The following is a 22,837-nucleotide window of genomic DNA, read 5'->3' as shown; positions in this document are numbered from 1 at the left end:
GAGTTAGAGAGAGTAAGGATTTCCTATATATAAAGCACATCCGTGAATACTGATGAAGAAAAAGACGGAAAATTATAACTATTATTGAGAAAATTACATTTACTATTTCCGATTAAACGAAAAATATAATATCAAAAATATACGATGGATGAATTTCGACAAAAACCTGCAAACTTCTATGCGGAAAATGGGCGTTCCACCCCAATTAGGGAATATTTTCCGAAAATTTCGATAAGTGTTTCTACATATTCAAGATATTTACAAATCCACCAAATATGTTACATTTGAAATGTAAGATATGAATAATATTTGAGGGGGAAATTTTATGTTCAAGAAATTAGTAGCAGGAGCTTTAACAGCAGGTTTTTTATTAGGAGGAGCAGGAAGTGCTTTTGCATATGTTGATGCAAGCACGATTGATTGCAGCAAAACTGTACCAGATGCATTTCAAATGGAATATAAGTCTCAAAGTTTAATTTCTAATTCAGTAACAAAATGTGGTAAGGCATTTTATTTAAAAGATAAATATCCTAAACAAGATGGATATGGTTCTTGGATTGCTATTTACAAACGTTAAGCAAGAGAAAGCCATTAAATATCATTTTTTAAGATAACAAAATAAAAACGCTGTTGATATACACAACAGCGTTTTTTTTCTGTATTTCTTTTTGAGACTGAATTTATGACTATATAGACTTAGAGCTTAACTTTTTTCTTTTCTTCTTTTTTACATGTTGTGCACCAATATCCACGTCTAGTTTCATTTAAGCTTCTTTCCCATGTATGACCATTCGCGCATTTCCACGTTAATTTATTTCTTTGACCTAGATATTCCGTTGAAAGACATTCTCCGCCAAGTTGTTTCGCAAAATTTTGCATATCTTCAATAGTAAACTTTAATTTTCTCGGAGCATCAATTTCTATCTTAAGTTGTTCATGTACTTGATTCATTTTTTTACACTCTGTACACCAGCGTTTTCGTCTTATGTTATTAAGGCTTCTTTCGAAAATATGACCGTTCTCACATTTCCATTTCAGTTTTTCTCTTGCATTTTGATATTGCTCAGAAAGGCATTCTCCACCGTATTTTGCTGCAACTTGATTCATATCTTGAATTGTAAATCTAGGTTTCAAATTTTCTCCACGTTTCGCATTTTTTCTACTACATACGTAACACCAATGCCCTGCCATAACGGAATGATATCTAGATTCCCATGTGTGTCCGTGTTCGCATTCCCACTGCAATTTATTATTAGAATGCTCATATTTGTCGGATAGGCATTTCCCTCCGAACTCTATTGCTTTTCGCTGAGCATTAAGTAAATTTTCGTCTTTCTTGCATTCTTGACACCAAAAGCCACTTTTAACTTCATTATAACGTTTTTTGAATTGATGACCGTTTTCGCATTCCCAAAGAAGTTTATCTTTAACATTTTTCCAAGAAGTAGATAAACATTTTCCTTTATGTAAAGCAGCAACTTCTTGTACTTGTTCCAATGATACCTTTCTACACAATGGACACCATGAGCCATTTCTTACATCGTTTAGGGCTGCATTCCATTGATGACCATGTTCGCATTCCCATTTGAGGTGCAAGTATTGGTCAATATACTCAGAAGAAAGCATATTTCCTCCTCGGCTTTCAGCAAGCTTTTGTAAAGATTCAATTGTCCATTTTTTTGAATTTGGACCACGACCTTTTATAGCGCAAGTTGGGCACCAGCTTCCGTTTTTAACAGAGTAAAAACTGCTTTTCCAAATATGATTTTTTTCACATTTCCATTCTAAAGTACCTTCTTTTGAATACAACATTTCTTCTGATAAACACATACCGTTGTGTTCGGCAGCCATTTTTTGAGCCAAAGCAATTCTTTCTTTACTCTTTTTTTGTATCATACATTCCTTACAACGAAATGCAGTTCTCATATATCCATATGTATCTTCCCATTGATGTCCCTCTTGGCATTCCCATATAAGTTTTTCATCTCGATGAGGCACTTCTTCACTAATTAATACAGAATTATGTTTTAAAGCTAAAGAAATAGCTCTTTCTAAAAGTTTCATGTTGTAATTCTCCTTTAATTTCAATTCGATTGATGTTGAATTTATTTTAACAAATACAAATCCAGAAAAAATCAAAAATCGGATTTTTTTTCATAGATTAAGGATTTTTTTATACATATATTGATTATTCTCATGTGCAAATTCAAAATATGGACATATGTAATCAATTCTGGAGCTATTCTGATTAAAAAAATCATTTTTACGACAAGCGAAAAAACAAAAGAAATAATAGGGAAGAGGGGAGGGAGGTATAGATATATGTATTTATGTTAAATAGGAAACAACTTTATTCTATATGACAATGTAAAGAAGCTAATTACAAAGGTAATGAGGATACAAGAAAAAAACTTACCATTAACTAGCAAGTTTTTTTGAATTTCATTGTCTGTAATAACTCGACGCCTACTATAGAAACAGAAGTTTTAGCAGTTTCGAAACGTCTTTTTAACTCCGTTTCAACTAAATCTCCTGCAAGTTTAGCTGTAGTGGAGATTTTTTCGATTGTTGAAACTGCTGAATCACCAATTTTATAAGACACCTTGAAATTAAACATATTGTATTGCTCCTTTGGTTTGTTTTTATCTTATTCTAATTGAATTTCTAGATAATGGTTAAAAAATAGTTAGAAGTTAATATAAGGAGGGGAGGCATATTAGACTGAATGAGATAATTGCTTGTCGTCTAATGTAGGTGGAACTACTTATGCTATGCACAATATATAAGGTATACTAGTTAAAAAGGAGATGTTGCGATTGATACGTGTCATGCAAGGAACAAACAAAGAAATTCAAGAACAAGCTATAAAAGAATTACATGAAATGTTTGAAGTATTTCAACTCCTGGTGTATGCAGAGGTAAAAGAGGTGTTGATAGACGAACCAAACTGGCTGACCTTTGAAATTCAAATATGTTTTGGCAATCAACGCATCATACGCTTGTTTTATAGATACATAGATGGGGGACTTATGGAGATACAGAACCAAAGTAAACACCTTGCTGGGAAAAATGCATTTGAAATAGCGCAGCTAGTGTATTCCATTTTGTGATGTTATCTCTAAGATTTTCAGATGTTCATTAAATAAAGAAAATTAAATTTATGAAAAAAGACCATTATTTATGATAATGGTCTTTTTTTACTTTTCATTCAGTTAAATATATTACTTTGATTCTAAAGTCATTTTTATAGTTTTCAGTGGCTCATGAATACTTTTTATTAGTCCCTGGTATTGTTCCGGAGAATATTGAGTTCTAGTTGATATCGTAGAAGTTAATTCAATTAAAATATGTAATAATAAATGAATATTCCTATAAGATGCATTGTCTAATTCTATGTTTATTTTCTCCAATGAAAATCCCCCATTCCCTTATTCTGTCATCTCATATACATTATATAGAAATTAATAGACCTGGTAAATTAATGGAATATTTTATAAATAAATAGGAATACCATAAGATTCATTTATAAACGATTAGGTAAGTTTTTGCTGAAAATAGAAGCGAATATTAAAGATGATGCTATAATTTGATAAATATGTAGCAAGCAAAGGAGGAGAAGAGATGAGTGCAGCAAATATGAAGAAGTTTACAGCTGAATTTTCTAAGGAATCGAAGTATGTAGGTGTAGTTATAGGAGATAAACAAAAAGCTACAGATGGTACTTTAATAATTGTAACAAGCATAATAAGAGTAACGGTTGAAAAGGATGGAATTTATGTAGAAGGGGTTGGAATGCCAACGGAATTTTAAAATAAGCATAGATGTTTTTAGGAGACGATAGTGAATTCATACATGACATGAATAGTATTAAGAAGAAACTATTTGATATTATACTCATTGGAACAAGACTAATGAAATTGGTCTTGTTTTTTTACTAAATAATTCAATAGACAGGAGAATGTTTACGATAAATACATTATGTAAACTAGAGTGCAAACAGAAAGGGATAGGTGGAGGAGAGTGTAAATCAATGTAGTAATAAGGCTAAATGTTAATACGGATGAATCAAAAACCATTCTGAATTATGACCGATTCTATTATAAAAATTGTTATTAGAGGAAATATCATTTCATAACAAGAAATCTTTCTGGACATTTATAATAAGTACCGATTCATTAAAATTATTTAGTTTTAGCTACAGGAATTTAAAGAAAATCAAAGGATTTTAAAGCGTTTTAAAGTAATTTAAAGTTTTAACTTTTTTAATTTTTGATATCTCATTTTTTTAAGAATACTACTCGATTGAGACAAATTCAGAATCTCGTCTCAATTTTTTAAGATTACTAGTCGAGTGAGATGAAATAAGAAAAAAGACTTTTTGAACTTAATCAATTTGAAAGTCTTTTTTATTTTTAATGTCTATAGTCTTTAAAATAAATCAAAAGGAAGAATAACTGAACCGGATAATCTACGATGTCGCTTAATTTTTTCCTTTGCAGGCATACCTACTAAATCGCCAGATTCAAAATAATAATAACGATTTCCTTTTACCAACACGCCGTTAATGCTGATTAAATTGTCATTAATCTGTTGAACAATTACTTTTTTATGAATTTCTTTTCGTAATTGCATTAAAACTTCATTCATTTGATTACATGTATCATCATCAATCGTATGCATATAACTTTCATTGTTTGTTTCAGGTTTCTTTATTACTTCATTTATGATTACTGAACCTGTTGGTACTTTGTGTTTCTTAATCAAGTCATCCCCAATTTACTCCAGTCATCAATTCTAAGAAATCATCATGTGAATTCGCCATATTATTTCCTCCAATATGTTCTTTTATTTTTTATATATATAACACGGATTTGGTATTCGTCAATTGTGTTTTAAAGGTCTTATTCTAGTTTCTCAGTTGTTTCTCCTTTCTTAGTTTTAAAACGTAATAATTCCTATTTATAAGCAAAATACTTTGGTAATGATAATTAGGGATTATCTTTACCAAAGTCTAAAAAAGTATTATCATATCTTAATTTCTCTATATATGAAACCCAGGTCTTTAAACCTGGGTTTCATATATTTCTTCTGGAATTACATCCCGCTTAAATTTTTGTTCATACAATAAACTCTCCACTAAAATTTTCTTTTGATTGTTCAACAATGCGGACGAACCTAGAATGCTCCATAAAACGTGCGGATTTGGTGTAGCGGTAATATTCGTTTCTAAATTAACATTGAATAACTTCTGTGTAAATTCCTTGTACAAAAGTCCAAACTCATTAGTGTTAGTGACTTCGAGGTCATCGGTTTTAGTTATGATTATATGGATACAATCGCCACGATGGTGTTCTGATACGCGTATAAACCGAAAAATATCCAAGATTGTGTATTTTTGCAACGTATTCAAATCAAATATAATAATGCTATTTTGAGGAATTGCTTGCAATGATTCAGGGAAATCATCGAAATGAATTAGAGAATATTTATTTCCGTTTATATTTCTGTTAATTGCATGGATTACTGCACCAGAAACAAAATCATAATGAGCATCAATAATAATATTTCTGGAAGTGAGTTTTTCTTCATCCAAAACAGCGTTTAATATATCTATAAATTTTGTAAACATACATTTCTCCTCTACAGATAAAAACATTTTCGTTCATTATATCATCGCACCTTGTCTCTAGACTAATTCTGTGGTTATTTTTCGATAAATTACATGTAATTTCACTCTTTTCTTGAAAAAACACTTGAAAATGCAATATTTTTTGCATCTAAAAAAACGTTCTAAGGCTTGGTATTACTACGTTTCAGGTGGATTTTTTTGAAAAAACACCACCTGAATTTCGAAGTTAAACGTATCGTAGTTCATGAATAAAAAGTTTTTTGTGCCTGAGAGCAAATTGTTATACAATTTAGTTTACATAACTAAATTATTATAAACTTTATTTTTTAACTACTTTCATTTAGTTTTATTTTTAAAATTTCTCCTATTGGAAAAAATCAACAAAAAATTGTTTCTAAGATGAAATTTATACTTTCTTGATTTTGGATACAAAAAACTGAAATTCTCTGAATCTGAAATTTTATTTTTTTGTTCATTTTGATTTTGGTTCATTTGGTTGTTATATTCAATGATTGTCGTTGGATGGTTCTTACATCCACCTCCTTTATCTTGATGGTAGTAAATGCTTTAAAAAAGAAAATAACCCTTTTTTAAAAATTTCTTTTGCTAATTTTTTTATTTGTAATTATTTGGTGTTCAGAAAGTTAAAAACTACGTTTTTCACTCACATTTGTATAGAAATCAAAGAAATTCTAAATAAAATGCATTATTTTTTAAGGGTAAAAAACCTCTGTACATATTGATATGACTACATTTGTGGTCGTTTTATTTAAAAAAGAGCTTCTGAAATTTGTAGCTAAACGTATCTTAGGTCGCAAAAGAAAAGTTTTTTGTGTCTGAGAACAAATTGTTATACAATTTAGTTTACATAATCAAATTATTTCAAACTCTATGCCCTCTCGTTTGAAAAGAAAAAAAGTTGGCATCGATAACCAACTTTCTATTGATTGTATTTTTAATCTGTATTATAGGTAAATATTACATATAACCCTTATATTCAAGTTTACCAAGTTTAGGTCCGCATTTATGACACCAATAACGTTCTATCTGAGTGATAAGTTTTGATTTTCTCTGTTTTTTATACTTATGACCACAATTCACACATTCAACCACATGGTGTTTTACCGGTTTATTTAGGTTTTCATTAATTAACTCTACTTCTTTGTCTGTTAATGTTGTTCCTGGTATATCCACCTCGATAATATACTTAATAGCATAACCCTCACAAGTTTTAAATAACTCTTCTTCAGATGTATAAATTTTTCCGTATGGGTCAAAAAATTTACCGTTATTATGAATAACATAATGACCTTTTCGTTTATTTCGAATTTGTATGATAGCTACATTAGGAAGAGTGTATGGACTATTATGTTCCACCTCTATATGCTTATCTGCGCATTTAATGTTAAATTTCTTCATTATACTAATCAATTCTCTTGTATACGTACTGTTTCTGTGTCCAACTTCTTTGATTACTTCATTTAATGGAATACCTGTAATCATGGAAACACAGGTTTGCCCGCATATATAACTATTTGTTGGTTGCTTAACTAATTTCATATATTCCCCTCATTATCTTTTTTGATATTATAGCAGATAATGAAACAAAAACTTTTAATAACATCAACAAAGAATTTTATGATAAAATGAAAAAAACAAAAAAGGATGAAAAATATGGAAAAATTAATAGCGTTATCACAAGAAGTTAAATATGAATATATAAGATTAATTAAAGAAGATATTCAATATTGGGCTCGTGAAAACCAATTCTCGGTAGAATCTGTAGTATTTGATATTGAATATCCCGATTACGAAATTGGTGAATCGGATTTTACTATGAAAAACATCTTAGTTGATATCAATGGAACTGTCGTTGGGTGTAAATACATTTTTGACGAAGGTGAAAAATATCTTCTTTGGAAAAAATGGTCCGATGTTCTTGATAGCTTAAAATCTTATTTATGTAAAAAAACATCCGAATATGAGAGCAAGTCTGGATTTTATAATCTTCTTTCCTTCTTGGAAAATGAAAAGATTGAACTATAATTTCAAACAATACAAATATAAAAGTTACCATGTGTGGTAACTTTTATTTTATATAAATCTAGTTTTATAAACATTAGACATTTAGTTACTTATTTTTGACTTAATGGCAGCAATAAAGTCTTCTGCATTATCGTTTATTAGATGTGTAAATCTTACTGCATCTTCTTTATATTTAATTGAAATGTATTTGTTTATTATTCCTTTTTTTAATGCAATATCACTTATATTTTTATACTCGTAAATCTCAGTGAATTCGTCACCTAAAAAAGAATCTGCACAAAAAATAAGTTTATTTTGAGTTGCTACGAGCATACCTGGTCGCATCGTGTTTCTATATATATACACTTCCAAAGAACACCGTATGTTTGCTAAAACCTCGTCACCACTATCTAATTTTTGCTTAATAGTTTCTAAATTTACTTGCATGAAAAATCCCCCTTTCTCAATTTATTATTATCTCGATATATAGAATTATAAGGAATTTTACCATGAAATTCAAACTTTGCAAGGTTATTATCTAAATAGAAACAAACAACATGTAATAAATAAAAAAAGACAGGATAATACCCGTCTTAAAATTTTAATTTCCTTATTCGTCACTTTCTATTACAACCAGCAGCTTCTCATAAAGTTCTTTCAAGCACTCTATTGTTTCGTTAGTTAACCTTGTCTTTCTATATTTTTCACGGAATTTGTTTAATTCTCCATCAATCTCGGAATCATTAAACTGCGTAAACAAAAATAAATCTTCGTGTTTTGTTGCATCATAGTCCTCTACTGACTTTGTTTTTGTATTAATCACGATGATATTGAATTTGTTATTAATTGTGAAATTGTTATCAATTAAGTATTTAAACGCCAAAGCACTATAATCCACATCTAAATCGTTTATTTCGACATATTTATCTCTTCTCCATATCCAAACATCTTCTTTTCTATAACAAATACGGTTATCTCCATATAACTTTAAAAATCGATATCCCATTGGCTTTAATCCTTTATAATCTCCCACAAATTGAATTTCCATCTAAGTATTCCTCCTGAGTGTTTTATCCAATTATAAATTGTATTTGGATTTTTTGTTAAAGCATGTATATCTTTCGTATCTACACAATAAATGTGAGGTCATATTAAATACATAAAAAAACCTGGAAGCTGTAAATAGCTATCCAGGTATAGAGGATGTTTGTATATGTTTCATTCGTCTTGTTTACTCATAATACTTTTGAAAGTATTCAATTAAAAACTTGTTCTGTGCTTCTTCAGATGAATAATAGATATCTCTTTCTTTATATCCTTGATGTTTAATCGTTTCACCTGTTTGAACGCCTTCTCGCTCCAATACTAAGCGTTCGAAATCAGAAAGGTATTCAAACCCATCATAGCTCTTATAGTCCTCATACGTCTCATTAATGTTGCTAAAGTATTCAGCGATTAAATTGTATTCGTGCGGAGCTTCTTCGCGTAATTTATTAGCTATCCACCCTACATATTCTTTCTTTGTATATCCATGACCTCGGAAGAAATCTTCAATTCTAAAAGGTAATCGGAAAAATAACCTTCTATCCTCTTCTTTGCTGAAATCAAATAAGTTTAGCGTACGGTCAAAGAACCTGCCGATGAAATCACTTGCACGTTTCAACCAACCTTGCATAGCAGATGCTTGATTCGTCATTTTTTTAAATACATCTTGTCCTTCATCTGTTTTGTACAGGAAAATTAACTCTTCATCTGTAATCTGTTCACTATTGTATTTATGTTTTAATAAATATAATAGATATTCTCCTCTTCCCCTGCTGAAAAAGTCCGGAAGTAATTCATGTACATATGGTTTATCTATTAAGTCATATACACCTGCATCAAACACAAGAGATGAAGGGAACAAACAAAATTCTCTTATCATTTGATGATACTGATAAGGTACATTTTCTGATATTTCGATTTCTGACTTTGGAAAAGTTTCTATATCGTGTTGGACAATACGATGACCTTTATTATATCCACGAATATAATCTAATACTTTGTAGATTTGTTCAAATACAGAAATTTCTTTCCCCTTAGAATCTACTTCGTCGACAGCCCAATTTCCGATTTCTTTTTCATACTGAATGCCTTTAACAACCCTACCTTTTTCGAGCATATCCACTATTTTATCTTGTAGAGTTTTAGATAAAGCTGAATTGTAGTATTGCTTCACAAGAGGATATACCTCTTCCATTAATTGAATTGTACGTTTCAATAACTTTTGTTTAGAAAAGTCTCCATTTAATTTTTTTAGAAATGCTGTAGAAAATTCATACCAGCCTTCTTTTGTTGCTCCTGCCGCACTGAAATACAGTTCTTTTATTACATAGTATAAGTTTTCATCGGAACCAAATAATTCAGTAGGTTGTTTATAATAATTAAATGAATAAAACAATAGATTGCTCATAGATACATTAGGGATTTTGAATTCTAGATTTAATTTAAATGCCAATAAAGCTACATGCCTATGGTCATAAAAGTCATATTTTCTTAAACCTTGTTTAATTAATTTCTTTTTGTCTTCTTCATAATAGATTTCAAAGTTATTTATTGCTTCTGTCCATTGCTTTTTTGTCATTTTTGATACTGGAATAGACAATCGCTTTAATTCTTGTTTCATTAGTTCATGTTTTTCTTTAGTAATCATTATCTCGGTATTTTCTCTTACAATAGTCAGTTCATTATTAACCGAAGATTCTTGTTTTGTTTGTTTCTGTTTTGCTTCCTCAATCAGTAAAAGGCTTTCTTTTCTAGTTTGATTGATTTTATCTATGAAGAGATTTATATTTTGTCGAAGAGTCATATCCTTTACTTTAGCATCTCTTACTCTTTCAATCATTTCTTTCATACCATTTAACTCGTGAAGCTGCCACTCAAATTGAACTCCTGATTGTAATACCTGTTTATCTATGTAAACAATGAATTCAAGTAAGTTCTTCATAAAGTATTCTGCATGCGCTACAGGAACCTCTACATCTGCTCTTTTCAATTCCCAACCAATTGTATTAGCAAACATTTGTGGATTACGGTTTAATAATTCATACAGGTTAAACGTTCTTCCTTCAGTGAAGTACCGATAGAATAATTCCTTCCAAACCTCCCTACGAAGCATTTGGTTAACTGGTGCAGAGGTTTTAATTAAATGAATTAAAGCAGATAAAGGTAATCCCGAATATTTTGTTTGATTGACCTGGATATTATCCATATAATTCTCTCCTTTTACAAATAGACACATGATAGAAATCCATTTGTTTACGTATTTTATAGATTATATCATCTTAATGAATAAGATTAGAAATGTTATGTTTAAAAAAGAAAAAAATACAGAATCAACATACCAATAACTTATATTGTTTAGGTATTATATTTCACGATTTAAGAAATGTCTGTTAAAATTAATGTAGTTTTAAGTGAAAGTTATTTTGTATTAGACCTATACTGCAAATTAGGAGGATTGTATTATGCAAAAAGTACAAGTGAAAACTTGGGGAAACAGTTTAGGTATAAGAATACCAAGAAACATTTTAGATGATTTGAAATTAGAAGTTGATTCATCACTAGAAATCAGTGTTGATAAGGAAAGTAACTCAATTATTTTAAAGGCTGATGATGGATTAACTCCATATGAAAAACTAATGGCAAAAGGTCTAAAAACAACAGAACGCAAGCAAGTTGTTTGGGATAGAATTAAAGGAGAAGAGCAGTATTAGATATCCAAATAAATATGAAGTAAATATTAAAAACAAAAGCAGTTGGTGTACTAACTGCTTTTTCTTTTGTTTGTGTATTTTAGAAGTATTCGTAGCGTGAATTAAAAAAAGTCAGTATGAATACCGACTTTTAGTTTATTATAATAACTATAATGATAACAATAGAAGCAACTCTAATTTATGTTCAGCAAATTCATCATTAGCTTCGATTGATTCTAATATTTTTTCTTTAAATTCCTCTATTCTTTCTTCTTCCATATATTTTCTAAATTTTTTTAACGAGTTATCCGAGTATATTTCTTTGAGCGCTGGAGGTTTCAATCGTCTTTGTATCATAATTTTAAAACTACTCTGTTCTTTAGGTTCCTTAGTTATTTCGAAACAAAAATCGTCTTCATAATTTTCTAAACGGAAATAAATATCAACATGAACAACATCCTGCGATATATAATGTTTTACTTGGGTTACTTGTAATTTTATTTCCTTTGGTAACTTGAAAGTTTTTCTTCTTTTCATAAATTAAATATCCCTTTCATTAGAAAACAAAATAAGTATCGATTTTTCTTTTGGTTTGAAAAATGCAGTTTCGAGCTCTGTGCAGTTTATTTCTACAGGTATTCTTTTTTAATATTAATGTTTTTATATGAAGTTACTGATTTCTTTTGGTTTTGGTTATTTTTTTATTATTAACTTTTATGTAATCCATCATTCGTAGCATTAATTAAAAAAAGTCAGTATGAATACCGACTTTTAGTTAATTATATTTTTAAAATTTAACTTAATCTTTCAATCGCAGCTATTCTGAAATCTGGTCCGAAAGAACAAATTTCATCAATTACCCTACGTTTTATAAGGGGGTTATCGTTATGAAATCTTTGGATATACTGTTCTTCTATCTCACCATTTTTCCACATGTTTGCGACTCTTACTATATCACTTTTAGTAACTGTAGAGTTTTCTCTATTCCATTTTTCAATGATTTCATTTCCTTTGTTAATGTCTCCCTGTAATTTATTAATGTCTTCTTGTAACTTTTGGCTAATGGTAGTGGGCGTTTCTTCGTTCAAATTAAACCTTTCAATGTGTTTATAATTATGGATTAAATCCAGGTAACACGAAGAACTAAAACTGGTTACAACCTTACCATTATCAGCTAGAACGATGTAATTATGACCTTTCATTTTACCCAATTGAATTTTCATAGATATTTTTAACTTGCTGATTTCTAAAATCATTTTCTTCATTTTAATTGTTTGTTGGATTTCCTTTATGATTACAGGGTTTGCAATATTCATTGTTTTTCTCCTTAAATGTTTTTTGTATAATTTTATCATCTTCTTTTAGTTTTAGTTATAAATTTTATGTAATCCATCATTCGCAGCAGTAATTAAAAAAGTCAGTATGAATACCGACTTTTAAGTAATTATAATAACTATTATGCTAACAATAGAAGTAAATCGATTTTACATTCAGCAAATTCATCATTAGTTTCAATTGATTCTAATATTTTTGCTTTAATATCATCTACTCTTTCTTCACGTATGTGATTTTTTTTCGGTTTTTTATTCGAGTATATTTCTGTTAGTTGTGTCTCTTCGACTATAAGAATTTCATAAAGCCTCTTTTCTATGGGTTCTTTAGTTGTAACGAAACGAAATTGTTCTTCATAATTTTTTAAGCGAAATTCAATTCCGATAAATTCTATACTAGCTATTTTAGTGTAGTTTACTTGGATTACTTGTAAATCTATTTCCTTTGGTAATTTGAAATTGTTTCTTTTATTCATAAGTTAAATTTCCCTTTCTGTTGTATCCAATGTTTTATTTTCTAATGCTATTTTGTAGCCCATTTCTCAATCATTCCCTTTAATGATGGCTGGGTAAAAGCCATGATTTTAACTCCATCATTCATTTTTGCCTCGTAGCAGCCACCTTTCAAAGGACTGAAATTGCATTCTCCTACAACTTCTCCATTTACTTCAACGTCCCATTTTTCATCCTTAATCTTAGTTAGTTTCACTTTCATTTTTTCCATTTGAGTATCTCCTTTTACAAATGACTATATAGCCATTCTTGATTTGTAAAATTATATCACTTAAATGAACATTTAGGTTTAATAATGAAAAACTAACATCAAAATAAGATGCACCGTTCTTGTTTTAAATATTCTTATGCAACAACCATAAACTAAACATAGTTCCTGCTATAATCGAAATGATAGAACCAATTATGTAGTTATAATACGATGTTAGTGTTTTTTTGATTTTGATTTAATGGCTGTAACTGATAATGAAATAATTCCACTTAAAAGGAATAAGTAACCTAATGGTAACAATAAGAATGCTTCTCTTAAAGTTCCATCTGCTTCAAGAGTTTCAGGAGTTATCATCTTTAATACAAAACATAAAATCCCCATAAATAAAGGTATAGACGCTAAAAAATATTTATTTTTCATCATAAAAGTCCCTCTGTTTTTAAAAACAGGATATAAAGAGCATCGAAAGTATTTATTCATGCGATACCTGCCTTATCATCCTATCAGTATAATTAATTCTTTTTTTTAATTACCCTTTTATGTTTTATCGTAAAACAATATATTTTTAATCCTTAACGATAAAAATTGATTTCCAAATTGATACTTCTTAAATTGAATAATACACTCCCTATAATATAACAATTTTATTTTCTTTAATCTCAGTTTCTTCAATTTCTCTATTCATTGTTGTCCTCAAAAAAATCTTACCCTAGCGATAAAAACGAAAAAAAGATTAATTTCCGAAAGAAATTAATCTCCTAACACACACTGCTATACATTTTACCATAAGAATTGATTTTATTATTTGCACAATTTTTTCCATTATTCCTACCTATCATTTATTAAAAATCTCTTTCTAAAATAAATAAAAGCCCTATATTAAGGGCTTTATCTGTACTTTATCATATAAGTTAGAGATAGGCATGAATTTATTTTAACTTAGTTCCTGTTTTGTATAACTCTATTACTTGAGGTATTCGTGTATGGTATAAGGAATATCCATATTTGTAATGCCTGATACTCATAGCATTCGCAGCATATGCAAATACTTGCATTTCTTTGTTAATTATATCTTTCTCCATTTCTTTTTTTCTATCGGAAAAGAAAGGAACGCGTTTAAATTTTATAAACTTATCTTTTAGTGTTTTTAACTCATTGTCAACTTTATCTAAATCATGACAATAAGAATCGATAGTTCTTGCATTTCCTCCTACCCACGAATTTCTACTTCCTTGGGCATCATTAAATATATTGATAAGGTGAGTTCTATAAGCTTGGATTACTTCGTCTAATCGATTTGGAAAAGTCAGCAAGTGTTCCTTAAACATAACCGCTCTATCTAAACCATTTTGAATATTTTCGTAAGTGCCCTCACAGTAATTTGGTAACGTCGATATTTGTTTTGCTAACTCTTCGTGTTCTGAAGATAGTAATTTAGATATAGAGTTCATTGTTTGGTTGTAATGGTTTATAGAATCTTGAGATTCTCTCATTGCCTTGCTTAGATTCTTATGGCAATATCGGTATTTTTCTATTACTAAATCTACACCTTTTAATGAAGGCATTTTACTCGTAAAGGATATAATATTGATTAGTCCGTCTTCAAGCATGTTAGAGCTTTGAAGGATTTGTTGTACCTCGTTTTGTGTAGGCATTTTTATTTTTGATATTGATGCTGTATAATTCTTCAATGTTTGCTGCGCTTCTACCTTAATACGTTCTAGTAAAACCGTTCTGTTTTCTCCTAAAGATACAAACGCCGTATCGACCAAAGCCAAATTAAAGAATACACGGTTTTCTTTAATAGCTTTTTCTAAATAGTCCTCTGCTTCCTGTGTACGTTTAATTAACGAAGCGTATCTTGACTTATCATAGTACAAACTAGCATTCTGATAGATATGTAAAGCGTTATTCACATAATTATATGCTTCTTCATATTGTCCCTTATGATAATAAATTTTTCCTATTAGTTGATAAGATGTACTTTTGTAATTGAAATCTGAATCTGTTGGGGCATGACTTAAACTGTCCATTGCATACTGTAATGCAGTATCATGTTCATTAAGTAAACTATAGGCAGCCGCTAAGTAAATATAAGTTCTGTAATGTAGCGGGTTTAATTGTTTCGCTTTTAGAAGATAATCTAATGACAATCTTACCTGCTTACGTTGAATTAGTTCGATTCCAGTATGGAAAAGCTCTAGAGCTTCTGTCTTGTTTGGATTCTTTAACGTCATTTCTATTTGCTGCAAGTGATTATTCCGTACTTCGTTTTGGATGAAAGATTCTGTTCGGAATTCAATAAATTCATTTAACAGCATGTCTAATCTAGCATTTACCTCGGATATTCCATATGCAACCGAGCTCAATTCCGAAGCCACGTCCTGTATGTTATGTGAAATTGTATGTAATCCCGAAGTAACATCTCTCATATGCATATCAACATTTTGGGACATGTGATTTAATTGATTTGCACATAGCTGAAAATCAGCCTCTAAAATTGACATATTTGTTTCCCCCTGTTTTAAATACTGTTAATTTAATAGTGAACTGTTTTGTAATCAGGTAAGCGTATTTGAGTATAACTCTAGCTTTTTACTATTATACGGAAATGAATGATTTCAAACTTCGGATATTCCGGTAACGTTATAACAGCCCTCTTTGTTTTCTATTATATGGAAACAAAAGGGGAACATCAATAACATAGCGTAGATAAAGGAAAAATTTTCATTTTGAATAACGCATTTTCACCTCTTCCCCTGTATTTATGCATTTACAATACCGTAAAAATTACGTAATTACAAGTTTGAGATGATAAAATGAAAATAAAAAAAGTAGATTATATCTACAAAAATTCATGTTAAAGTGCTTTTCAGTCCCTATGATATAACAAGTAATACGAAATGTAATGCCCCATATTCGCAATTTACTTTTAAAATAAATAAAAGCCCTTATATTAAGGGCTTTCTGTATATATTTTGTTTTATTCTGTTTTTGGAATCTCAGTTATATATAATACCTATATTAGATACCCATAACCTGTCCATAATATGTTTCTTCTTTGATATCATCTTGCCAAGTTGTAAAAGTCAAATAAACACCTTTTTGTTTTAATAAACTACAGAATTCAAAATCACATCTTTCTGGATACAATCTCTTATCTGGTACATACTCCTGATTCGATTCAACCTCAACATACTCTGCATTATTACCATAATTATAAACAACCGTATAAATGGCATTATCCTTTACGTATACATGCTGAGCTTTTCCTTCGCAAGTATATCCATACAGTAAAGTTCTATCCTCTTTATTTGTTAAATCATCAATCGTTAATACCTGTTCCTTTTCTTTTTGGATTTTGTTTAACTTTTCAAATTCATGTTTATTCATTGTTATCTCCTCCGTTATATATGCTTTTATATATTTTTCATGCTTATTACTTTAAGAGAGATATTACTTTTGAATTTTCTTGTACAAATATTCTTCCAATATATAAATCTTCTTCAATTAATTTCTCAATTGTTTCTTCTTGTTTTTTATTCGCTTTTCCTTCCATTCTAGAAGTCCATAAAGCAACGCAATCAGATACTTGGCATAACCAAGTCATCACATCAAAATAATATTCTACTGGGCACCGTTTAATTAGTTCATCCCTTGTTATTTTCAATTTATCGCATGCAATCGAAATCAATTTTTCTTGATGCGAAGGAACGGCATACATAATCGTTCCGTTTTCGTCAATAATGACTTCTAAGTAATCAATAAACTCTTTCTTGTGAATCTCTAGGTTAAATGGACTGTGTAATATTTGTTGTTGGTTCATTGTTTCTTTTCCTCTTTTACATTTGATATTTTCTTTTAGTTTTTCGTTTAGTTTAATACATTACTCCATATTTGTTAACGACACATAAAATATGAGAAAAAGTTAGGGTGTAATATCCTTTAACATTTTAATACATCAAATAGATGATATACTTCGTTCGCTTCTTCTTCCGTTAAAATAAGTTCCCCGGCTTCTTTATCTGCGAAAAACTCAATAATTTTATTGATTTCAAAGCTTTCCAAAGGAATATTATATAAAGGAGACGCTGCTAATCCATCTCTCATCATGAAAACTTCATAAATTGTACCATTTACAATGAAGACATTCATTGTTTCTCTATTTTTATTTTCAAGGAAGTAAAATCCGATTTTATGTGTTTCATCTGGAATGTAGCCTCCATGTCCCATATTGTAAGAATGGATGCTTTGTTTTATTCTCTTTGTTTCTTCATCCTTTTTGATTATTTCTTCATTCCTTTTGATTGCAGCCTCTTGAATGCTTTTTACAATAGAATGTGCTCTTGTTGATGAACTATCTTCTTTAGAAGTAAAGAAGTTTTCAATGACAGTGCACAACTCATTCTCAAGAGTTTTAACTTCATGTTCAAATGTATCTTCTGTAAAGGGAAGTAACTCGCGAGTTAATCCATTCTCCGTTAAAAAATTGCTCACTAATTCTTTTGAAATTGTTTTTGTTGTTTTCATATTTATCTTCTCCTTGGGTTTTTGAAAATTATAATTCATTTTTGTTTTTTGGGTGTAATTTCCCTTTTACTTTTCTGCTTAAAACAATAAAAACCCCTAGTTAACTAGAGGTTCTCACAATTATCATTTTCTATAATCACCAGTTCTACTTCTAAAAAGGTCCCAATCATTTTCCTCGTTCTCTTATTTAGACCTTGATACGGGTGAAATACCAATCCGGAGAGCTTTTATTTAATATCTGTTTTTAATTTCGTTAATATATTTCCTACGTTCCATTTCCTTTTTTTTCATCTTATTAAAATATCTTTGCATATCAGGAGAGTTTGGGAAAACATCTTTAGCTTCATATGAATAGAAATCTATTGGTTTAATACGTTTACGTGGTGGTAATTCAATCTCCCCTCGCATAACTTTCAAGATGTGTTGAACACTTTCTGGAAGGTCTTCTACTTTCATTTTTGTTTTTTTGCCAGGTGTTTTTTCGGATTTTTCTCTTATATCTTTTAACATTTGTTGCATATGAACGGGAAGGTCTTCTATTTTCTTTGCTGCCATATATTGCTCCTCCTTGTTGTTAATAAATTAAATATCTCTACTTAATGATTCTAATGATGAAATAACATCCCTGTATTAAGTATAATAATGTAATGAATTAACATGAAATCATAAACCTTGATACGTTTAAAAAACACGAGTTTAGAGTTATGCGTAATATGCTTTATTTTTTATTAAAACTATGTCTAATAACATTGTCTTTCTCATCTTTATTACTCAATTTAGAGAAAATAGGGAAAATCCACAAGAATACTGGAGTTAAAGTTAATCCGTCTCTTGCAAATGCCCTTAATGTATCAGCTGACAGATATTGAGTTTTATGACAATATGGACAATCTTTTCCTTCTCTTTTAAAGAACAATGACCATACCTGCAATGCATTCCATTTCTTTTTACAATTTGCACAACGAGTCATAAAAATTCCTCCTTCTATATTCAGTTCAGTTTTTGAAACTTATAGTTAGAGTGTATATTCCACGAAGTAATGCAAAGTGTTACCCATATACTGCACAGTACCTTATGTACTTAACCGTGCCCTATTTAAAAAATGGTTTTATAAAGCAGTGTATATTATGGTTTATTTGGGATTTGATTTGTCCTTAAAAAGCACATTACATGTTTCGTCTGTGTCACTCAATGTAGCTAATACAGGTAACATCCACATAAAATATCCTCTCAAATCAATTCCATTAAAATATTGCAATGTATCCGCAGATAAATATTGAGTCTTAAGGCAATATGGACACTCCTTACCGTCTCTTTCGAAGAACAATGCCCATACCTGTAAAGCGTTCCATTTTCCATAGCAATTTGTACAACGAGTCATAAAATTCCTCCTTCTATATTCATCGTTTGAAACTAATAGTTAGAGTGTATCTTCTATGATGTGAAGTCTATTGTTTTATGCATAGCGTCGTATATCCTTATATCGCTTCCCTAATCGCAAAACATAACTGATTTTTTTCTTTATATTTCCAATTATATCATTCGCTAATAAACATATACAGGGTGTTTCAGAGATTTTAACTTCAATTTCAAACGTATTTTCCGTAAAGGGACCTTTCCTGCTTAAAATAATAAAAACCCCTAGTTAGCTAGAGGTTTACACAATTGTATTTTTTCTATATATATTTGTTAGTAGTTCTAATGCATTGTATTGTTATAGTCTTTAGAATCAAGGATATTTAATCGTATATCAATTATCTTCTAAGTGACTTTTAAAGAATGGTAGTTCAAACAAATTATTTACTCCATAAGGACACTCTGCATCAAAGTGTTTTCCATCATAATAAATCCATCTATGATATCCTCTTATTTTGTTTTTTAGTTCTTGAACGTTAATGGGAGAAGGAGAATTATATTTCATTAATTGATTTATGTCCCAATCGTCATCTTCGTTACCATTCCAACCTTCATCTAAATCTTTCATTAAGAAATCATTACTAATAACTTCACAGTTCTGAAAGATTGATTCTATTTCCTCTGCAAAAGCTACACACCAACCACGGTTAATTTCTTGATAATTATTTACGTATTGATTTTGGATATATTCATCCCTTAAATTAAGAATAGATTGTGATATTTTTTCCATCTTAAAATTCACCTTCTTGCATTAGTTTTTATTGCTTGGTTTGAAAATAAAAGTCTAATTACCATTCAAACAAAGATAAGAATTGTTTTGATTCTGCACTCGCACTATCCACTGCTAATTCACCAGGTATTTTGTTCGCGAAAAGTTCCACTACACGCTCAACGACGAATTTTTCTATCGGAACACGATATAAAACAGCATTCAAACTAATTTTATCTTTCGTGAAGGCTTCATATATTTGACCATTTACAATAAATACATTCATTGTATCGCCATTGTCATTGCCAAGATAATAATAACCAATTGTATTGATTCCATCTGTTTTCCATCCACCATATAACAAACGATAAGCATGCATCATTTGTTTTCTTTGTTGGAAGTATTCTTGTCTTTTGATAGCAGCTTTTTCTAAATTTTGCACCAAAGGTTCTTCTTGAAGAAATTCATATAGATTTTGTTTAAACTTTTCAACTTCATCTTGAAACTTTTTCTCTGTAAAAGGAATGAGCTCACCAAATGTTTCATCGTCCTTTGAAAATATGTTTGTGATTTCATTGAGAATTTGTTCTTTAATGTTCATGTAATCATTACCCCTTTGTTCGTTTCGTATATTATAATCTATTAATCATTTATTAGGTGAGATTTCAAAAGGATGGTTATATGTTATTGTTCGTTCTATATAATACCTCTATCTTTCTTTTAAACACGTTATTTTTCTTAATAAGGGTTTTGTGTGAAATGTCGATAAGGAATCGCTCAAATTAATCTCTGCGCCTTCAGGCATTACTTTGGATTATAATGCAGTAGTTTAATGAGCGGGGGTATGAATCATAGAAAACTTTATTACTTCTTACCAAGTTTTGAAGCTATTAAAATATTAAAAAACAGAAAAACCGTTAATCCTATTCGGAAATTAACGGTTTTTTTAAATTATGAATAGATTTAATTAATTCCAGCCTTCAAAATAAGCTGTCCATTTACCATCCATTGTTTCCGTTGCCCATTTTAAGTACCACGTGATACCGGTACTAGATTCTATAAATGAGTTCGGTATAGACTCCCTAGAAGGATATCCATTTACATATTTCCTAATCTTTTCAATTGATTGCACTGCCATAGTAACCTTTTCCGGTTTTGGACTTTCAGTATTAGGCGTTGCAGCCATTGCTCCACCTGCACTAGATAACATAATACCAGTCGCTAATGCTCCAACTACTAATTTCTTGAACATAAAAATTCCCCCTCAAGTATTTTTATATCTTACAGAACAAACATAGCATTTATTTACAAATACTGTCAACCTATTAAACTTAATAAAATAATATTTGGTTATCAAAAAATAGAACATTAAACATTAAAAAACCAGCTGTATAATTTTACACAAATAAAAAATAAGTTTAATTAATAACTCCAGCCTTCAAAATAAGCTGTCCATTTATCACTCGTTAGTTGTCCTGCGTCTTTCAAGTAATACTTGATACCATCCACTGTTAATGTGTTAGGTATAGACTCTCTAGAAGGATATTCTCTTACCAGCCAAACCAATTGCGCTGCTTTAGCCACCTTTTCTTGCTTTGGACTTTCAGTATTAGGTGTTGCAGCCATTACTACACCTGCACTAGATAACATAATACCAGTTGCTAATGCCCCAACTACTAATTTCTTCAACATAAAAATTCCCCCTCAAGCATTTTTATATCTTACAAAACAAGCGTAATATTTTTTACAAATACTGTCAACCCACTAAACTTAATAAGGTAATGTCTGATTATCTAGATTTTCTTACAAAGACTCTATGGTTAACTCTAAGCCCTTATAATACTTCTTGCTTGTTGAAACAAAAACAACACTTATTCATAACTTCTTATCAAGTTTTAAAGTCTTTGTCTTTTATCACTTAAAATCGTAATCTTACTCACATGCATCCAAAACAAAAAAGCTTTTGATTTTATTTAGCAATCAAAAGCTTTTTATAATACAGCATTATTTATCAAAGTGTTTCTAACTTTCATAAACTTTTACTATTTATTTTGTTTTTCAACTGAAACAGTTAAAGTCGCTAAACCTCCACTCGCTGGTTCATATTCTGCTTGATAAGTAATCCCATTATGAGAATAAGAAAGAATTTTTTCTGTTTCTATTTTTCCATTCCCTAAACCTAGATGCTGTAGAATAATCTGTTTCTTTTTCTCAGGTGTGAGGGATGAATCAGTTAGTGCGATTAAATTAGCAGAAGCTGTAACAACATCTGTATTTGTAGTTCCTATTACCGCTGCGTATATTACCTTACCGGTCTTTTCATCCGTATTTACACCAACAAACAAAGACTTACTAATTTTCCCATTATGACGAATACTAAATGCACTTGGTTTTTCTTCCATATCGGTAATAACACTTAAATGTCCATTGGTACCATTCAGGTAGTTATACCATTGATTTTTAAACGTCTCCCAATCAAGATTAAATATTGTATTAGTACCAACTGTTGTTTGTTCTGTTTCTTTCTCATTTTCTTTCTTGGTTTCTTCCTCTTTTGCTTCCATCCTGACTTTTTCATTCTTCAACTCTACGTATTTTACCCCTATGGATACCACAGCTACCAATCCAATTAAAACACTGATAATGAGTGTCCAAAAATTCTTTCTTTTTATTAAATTTTGCAATTGCATGTCCCAATCCCCTTTGAATATACTTTTATACATTAATAGAGATAATTAA

The 22,837-nt window shown here is 29.9% G+C and carries 30 protein-coding genes; 5 read left to right on the top strand and 25 right to left on the bottom strand.

Features of this window, described 5'->3' with window-relative positions:
• Positions 1-325: 325 nt before the first annotated feature.
• Entirely contained in the window at positions 326-577 is a 252-nt protein-coding gene (locus PDL00_RS04440) for a hypothetical protein (RefSeq protein ID WP_270726856.1), read from the top strand.
• A gap of 119 nt (positions 578-696) precedes the next feature.
• On the opposite strand, the gene PDL00_RS04435 is transcribed toward PDL00_RS04440, so the two are convergent.
• Positions 697-2,064 carry a hypothetical protein gene (locus tag PDL00_RS04435; protein ID WP_270726853.1) on the bottom strand — a complete coding sequence of 456 codons (1,368 nt, stop codon included), beginning with the start codon at positions 2,062-2,064 and terminating at the stop codon, positions 697-699.
• Positions 2,065-2,422: 358 nt separating this feature from the next.
• Positions 2,423-2,617, bottom strand: a complete 195-nt coding sequence (locus PDL00_RS04430) for a hypothetical protein (protein ID WP_270726850.1) — start codon at positions 2,615-2,617, stop codon at positions 2,423-2,425.
• 199 nt (positions 2,618-2,816) lie between these two features.
• On the opposite strand from PDL00_RS04430, the gene PDL00_RS04425 reads away from it, so the two are divergent.
• Positions 2,817-3,110, top strand: a complete 294-nt coding sequence (locus PDL00_RS04425; protein ID WP_270726847.1) for a hypothetical protein — start codon at positions 2,817-2,819, stop codon at positions 3,108-3,110.
• 511 nt (positions 3,111-3,621) lie between these two features.
• Positions 3,622-3,810, top strand: coding sequence for a hypothetical protein (locus PDL00_RS04420; RefSeq protein WP_270726845.1), 189 nt, complete (start codon positions 3,622-3,624; stop codon positions 3,808-3,810).
• Positions 3,811-4,428: 618 nt separating this feature from the next.
• Here PDL00_RS04420 and PDL00_RS04415 read toward each other — a convergent pair.
• The 3 genes from PDL00_RS04415 to PDL00_RS04405 form a co-directional block, all read right to left on the bottom strand.
• Positions 4,429-4,764 (bottom strand): hypothetical protein, encoded by a 336-nt coding sequence (locus tag PDL00_RS04415; RefSeq protein WP_270726842.1) that lies wholly within the window; start codon positions 4,762-4,764, stop codon positions 4,429-4,431.
• A 298-nt stretch (positions 4,765-5,062) separates the two neighbouring features.
• Positions 5,063-5,629, bottom strand: a complete 567-nt coding sequence (locus tag PDL00_RS04410) for a hypothetical protein (RefSeq protein ID WP_270726839.1) — start codon at positions 5,627-5,629, stop codon at positions 5,063-5,065.
• A gap of 978 nt (positions 5,630-6,607) precedes the next feature.
• The gene (locus PDL00_RS04405) at positions 6,608-7,189 is read right to left on the bottom strand and encodes a hypothetical protein (RefSeq protein WP_270726836.1); all 582 of its coding nucleotides are present in this window, start codon (positions 7,187-7,189) and stop codon (positions 6,608-6,610) included.
• A gap of 114 nt (positions 7,190-7,303) precedes the next feature.
• Between PDL00_RS04405 and PDL00_RS04400 the strand changes: the two genes are divergently transcribed.
• On the top strand, positions 7,304-7,675 hold the full coding sequence (locus PDL00_RS04400; protein WP_270726833.1) for a hypothetical protein: 372 nt from the start codon (positions 7,304-7,306) through the stop codon (positions 7,673-7,675).
• An 81-nt stretch (positions 7,676-7,756) separates the two neighbouring features.
• On the opposite strand, the gene PDL00_RS04395 is transcribed toward PDL00_RS04400, so the two are convergent.
• The 3 genes from PDL00_RS04395 to PDL00_RS04385 all read right to left on the bottom strand — a co-directional run bounded on the left by PDL00_RS04395 (position 7,757) and on the right by PDL00_RS04385 (position 10,904).
• Positions 7,757-8,101: a PH domain-containing protein gene (locus PDL00_RS04395; protein ID WP_270726831.1), complete on the bottom strand. Its 345-nt coding sequence runs from the start codon at positions 8,099-8,101 to the stop codon at positions 7,757-7,759.
• A gap of 163 nt (positions 8,102-8,264) precedes the next feature.
• A complete protein-coding gene (locus PDL00_RS04390; RefSeq protein WP_270726828.1) occupies positions 8,265-8,702 on the bottom strand; it encodes a hypothetical protein in 438 nt (145 codons plus the stop codon).
• Between the two features lie 183 nt (positions 8,703-8,885).
• Complete coding sequence (locus tag PDL00_RS04385; protein WP_270726825.1) at positions 8,886-10,904, bottom strand: hypothetical protein; 2,019 nt, start codon at positions 10,902-10,904, stop codon at positions 8,886-8,888.
• A gap of 256 nt (positions 10,905-11,160) precedes the next feature.
• Here PDL00_RS04385 and PDL00_RS04380 point away from each other — a divergent pair, with 256 nt between their 5' ends.
• Entirely contained in the window at positions 11,161-11,409 is a 249-nt protein-coding gene (locus PDL00_RS04380) for an AbrB/MazE/SpoVT family DNA-binding domain-containing protein (protein WP_270726823.1), read from the top strand.
• Between the two features lie 147 nt (positions 11,410-11,556).
• Here the strand turns inward: PDL00_RS04380 and PDL00_RS04375 are convergent, their stop codons facing one another.
• The 17 genes from PDL00_RS04375 to PDL00_RS04295 form a co-directional block, all read right to left on the bottom strand.
• A complete protein-coding gene (locus PDL00_RS04375) occupies positions 11,557-11,925 on the bottom strand; it encodes a hypothetical protein (protein ID WP_270726821.1) in 369 nt (122 codons plus the stop codon).
• A gap of 257 nt (positions 11,926-12,182) precedes the next feature.
• Positions 12,183-12,704, bottom strand: a complete 522-nt coding sequence (locus PDL00_RS04370; protein ID WP_270726818.1) for a hypothetical protein — start codon at positions 12,702-12,704, stop codon at positions 12,183-12,185.
• Positions 12,705-12,844: 140 nt separating this feature from the next.
• On the bottom strand, positions 12,845-13,195 hold the full coding sequence (locus PDL00_RS04365) for a hypothetical protein (RefSeq protein ID WP_270726816.1): 351 nt from the start codon (positions 13,193-13,195) through the stop codon (positions 12,845-12,847).
• Positions 13,196-13,242: 47 nt separating this feature from the next.
• Positions 13,243-13,443: a hypothetical protein gene (locus tag PDL00_RS04360; RefSeq protein ID WP_270726813.1), complete on the bottom strand. Its 201-nt coding sequence runs from the start codon at positions 13,441-13,443 to the stop codon at positions 13,243-13,245.
• A gap of 213 nt (positions 13,444-13,656) precedes the next feature.
• The gene (locus PDL00_RS04355; protein WP_333563526.1) at positions 13,657-13,866 is read right to left on the bottom strand and encodes a DUF3955 domain-containing protein; all 210 of its coding nucleotides are present in this window, start codon (positions 13,864-13,866) and stop codon (positions 13,657-13,659) included.
• Between the two features lie 506 nt (positions 13,867-14,372).
• On the bottom strand, positions 14,373-15,950 hold the full coding sequence (locus PDL00_RS04350) for a tetratricopeptide repeat protein (RefSeq protein WP_270726811.1): 1,578 nt from the start codon (positions 15,948-15,950) through the stop codon (positions 14,373-14,375).
• Positions 15,951-16,467: 517 nt separating this feature from the next.
• A complete protein-coding gene (locus PDL00_RS04345) occupies positions 16,468-16,836 on the bottom strand; it encodes a hypothetical protein (protein ID WP_270726808.1) in 369 nt (122 codons plus the stop codon).
• Between the two features lie 46 nt (positions 16,837-16,882).
• A complete protein-coding gene (locus PDL00_RS04340) occupies positions 16,883-17,269 on the bottom strand; it encodes a hypothetical protein (RefSeq protein WP_270726806.1) in 387 nt (128 codons plus the stop codon).
• Positions 17,270-17,388: 119 nt separating this feature from the next.
• Positions 17,389-17,973, bottom strand: a complete 585-nt coding sequence (locus tag PDL00_RS04335) for a hypothetical protein (protein ID WP_270726803.1) — start codon at positions 17,971-17,973, stop codon at positions 17,389-17,391.
• 231 nt (positions 17,974-18,204) lie between these two features.
• Positions 18,205-18,528: a hypothetical protein gene (locus tag PDL00_RS04330; RefSeq protein WP_270726800.1), complete on the bottom strand. Its 324-nt coding sequence runs from the start codon at positions 18,526-18,528 to the stop codon at positions 18,205-18,207.
• Between the two features lie 163 nt (positions 18,529-18,691).
• Complete coding sequence (locus PDL00_RS04325; RefSeq protein WP_098006472.1) at positions 18,692-18,943, bottom strand: hypothetical protein; 252 nt, start codon at positions 18,941-18,943, stop codon at positions 18,692-18,694.
• A 162-nt stretch (positions 18,944-19,105) separates the two neighbouring features.
• Positions 19,106-19,354 carry a hypothetical protein gene (locus tag PDL00_RS04320; RefSeq protein ID WP_270726798.1) on the bottom strand — a complete coding sequence of 83 codons (249 nt, stop codon included), beginning with the start codon at positions 19,352-19,354 and terminating at the stop codon, positions 19,106-19,108.
• A 369-nt stretch (positions 19,355-19,723) separates the two neighbouring features.
• Positions 19,724-20,119: a hypothetical protein gene (locus tag PDL00_RS04315; RefSeq protein ID WP_270726795.1), complete on the bottom strand. Its 396-nt coding sequence runs from the start codon at positions 20,117-20,119 to the stop codon at positions 19,724-19,726.
• 58 nt (positions 20,120-20,177) lie between these two features.
• Positions 20,178-20,699: a hypothetical protein gene (locus PDL00_RS04310; protein ID WP_270726793.1), complete on the bottom strand. Its 522-nt coding sequence runs from the start codon at positions 20,697-20,699 to the stop codon at positions 20,178-20,180.
• Positions 20,700-21,065: 366 nt separating this feature from the next.
• Entirely contained in the window at positions 21,066-21,350 is a 285-nt protein-coding gene (locus PDL00_RS04305; protein ID WP_270726789.1) for an LCI fold-containing protein, read from the bottom strand.
• 170 nt (positions 21,351-21,520) lie between these two features.
• Entirely contained in the window at positions 21,521-21,790 is a 270-nt protein-coding gene (locus PDL00_RS04300) for an LCI family antimicrobial peptide (RefSeq protein ID WP_270726787.1), read from the bottom strand.
• A 350-nt stretch (positions 21,791-22,140) separates the two neighbouring features.
• Positions 22,141-22,788: a hypothetical protein gene (locus PDL00_RS04295; RefSeq protein WP_270726784.1), complete on the bottom strand. Its 648-nt coding sequence runs from the start codon at positions 22,786-22,788 to the stop codon at positions 22,141-22,143.
• Positions 22,789-22,837: the final 49 nt, after the last annotated feature.

Source organism: Bacillus cereus group sp. TH152-1LC (assembly GCF_027710505.1).
Taxonomy (GTDB): domain Bacteria; phylum Bacillota; class Bacilli; order Bacillales; family Bacillaceae_G; genus Bacillus_A; species Bacillus_A mobilis.
Note: the sequence above shows the minus strand (reverse complement) of the source record. Positions and strands in the feature narration are given on the sequence as shown.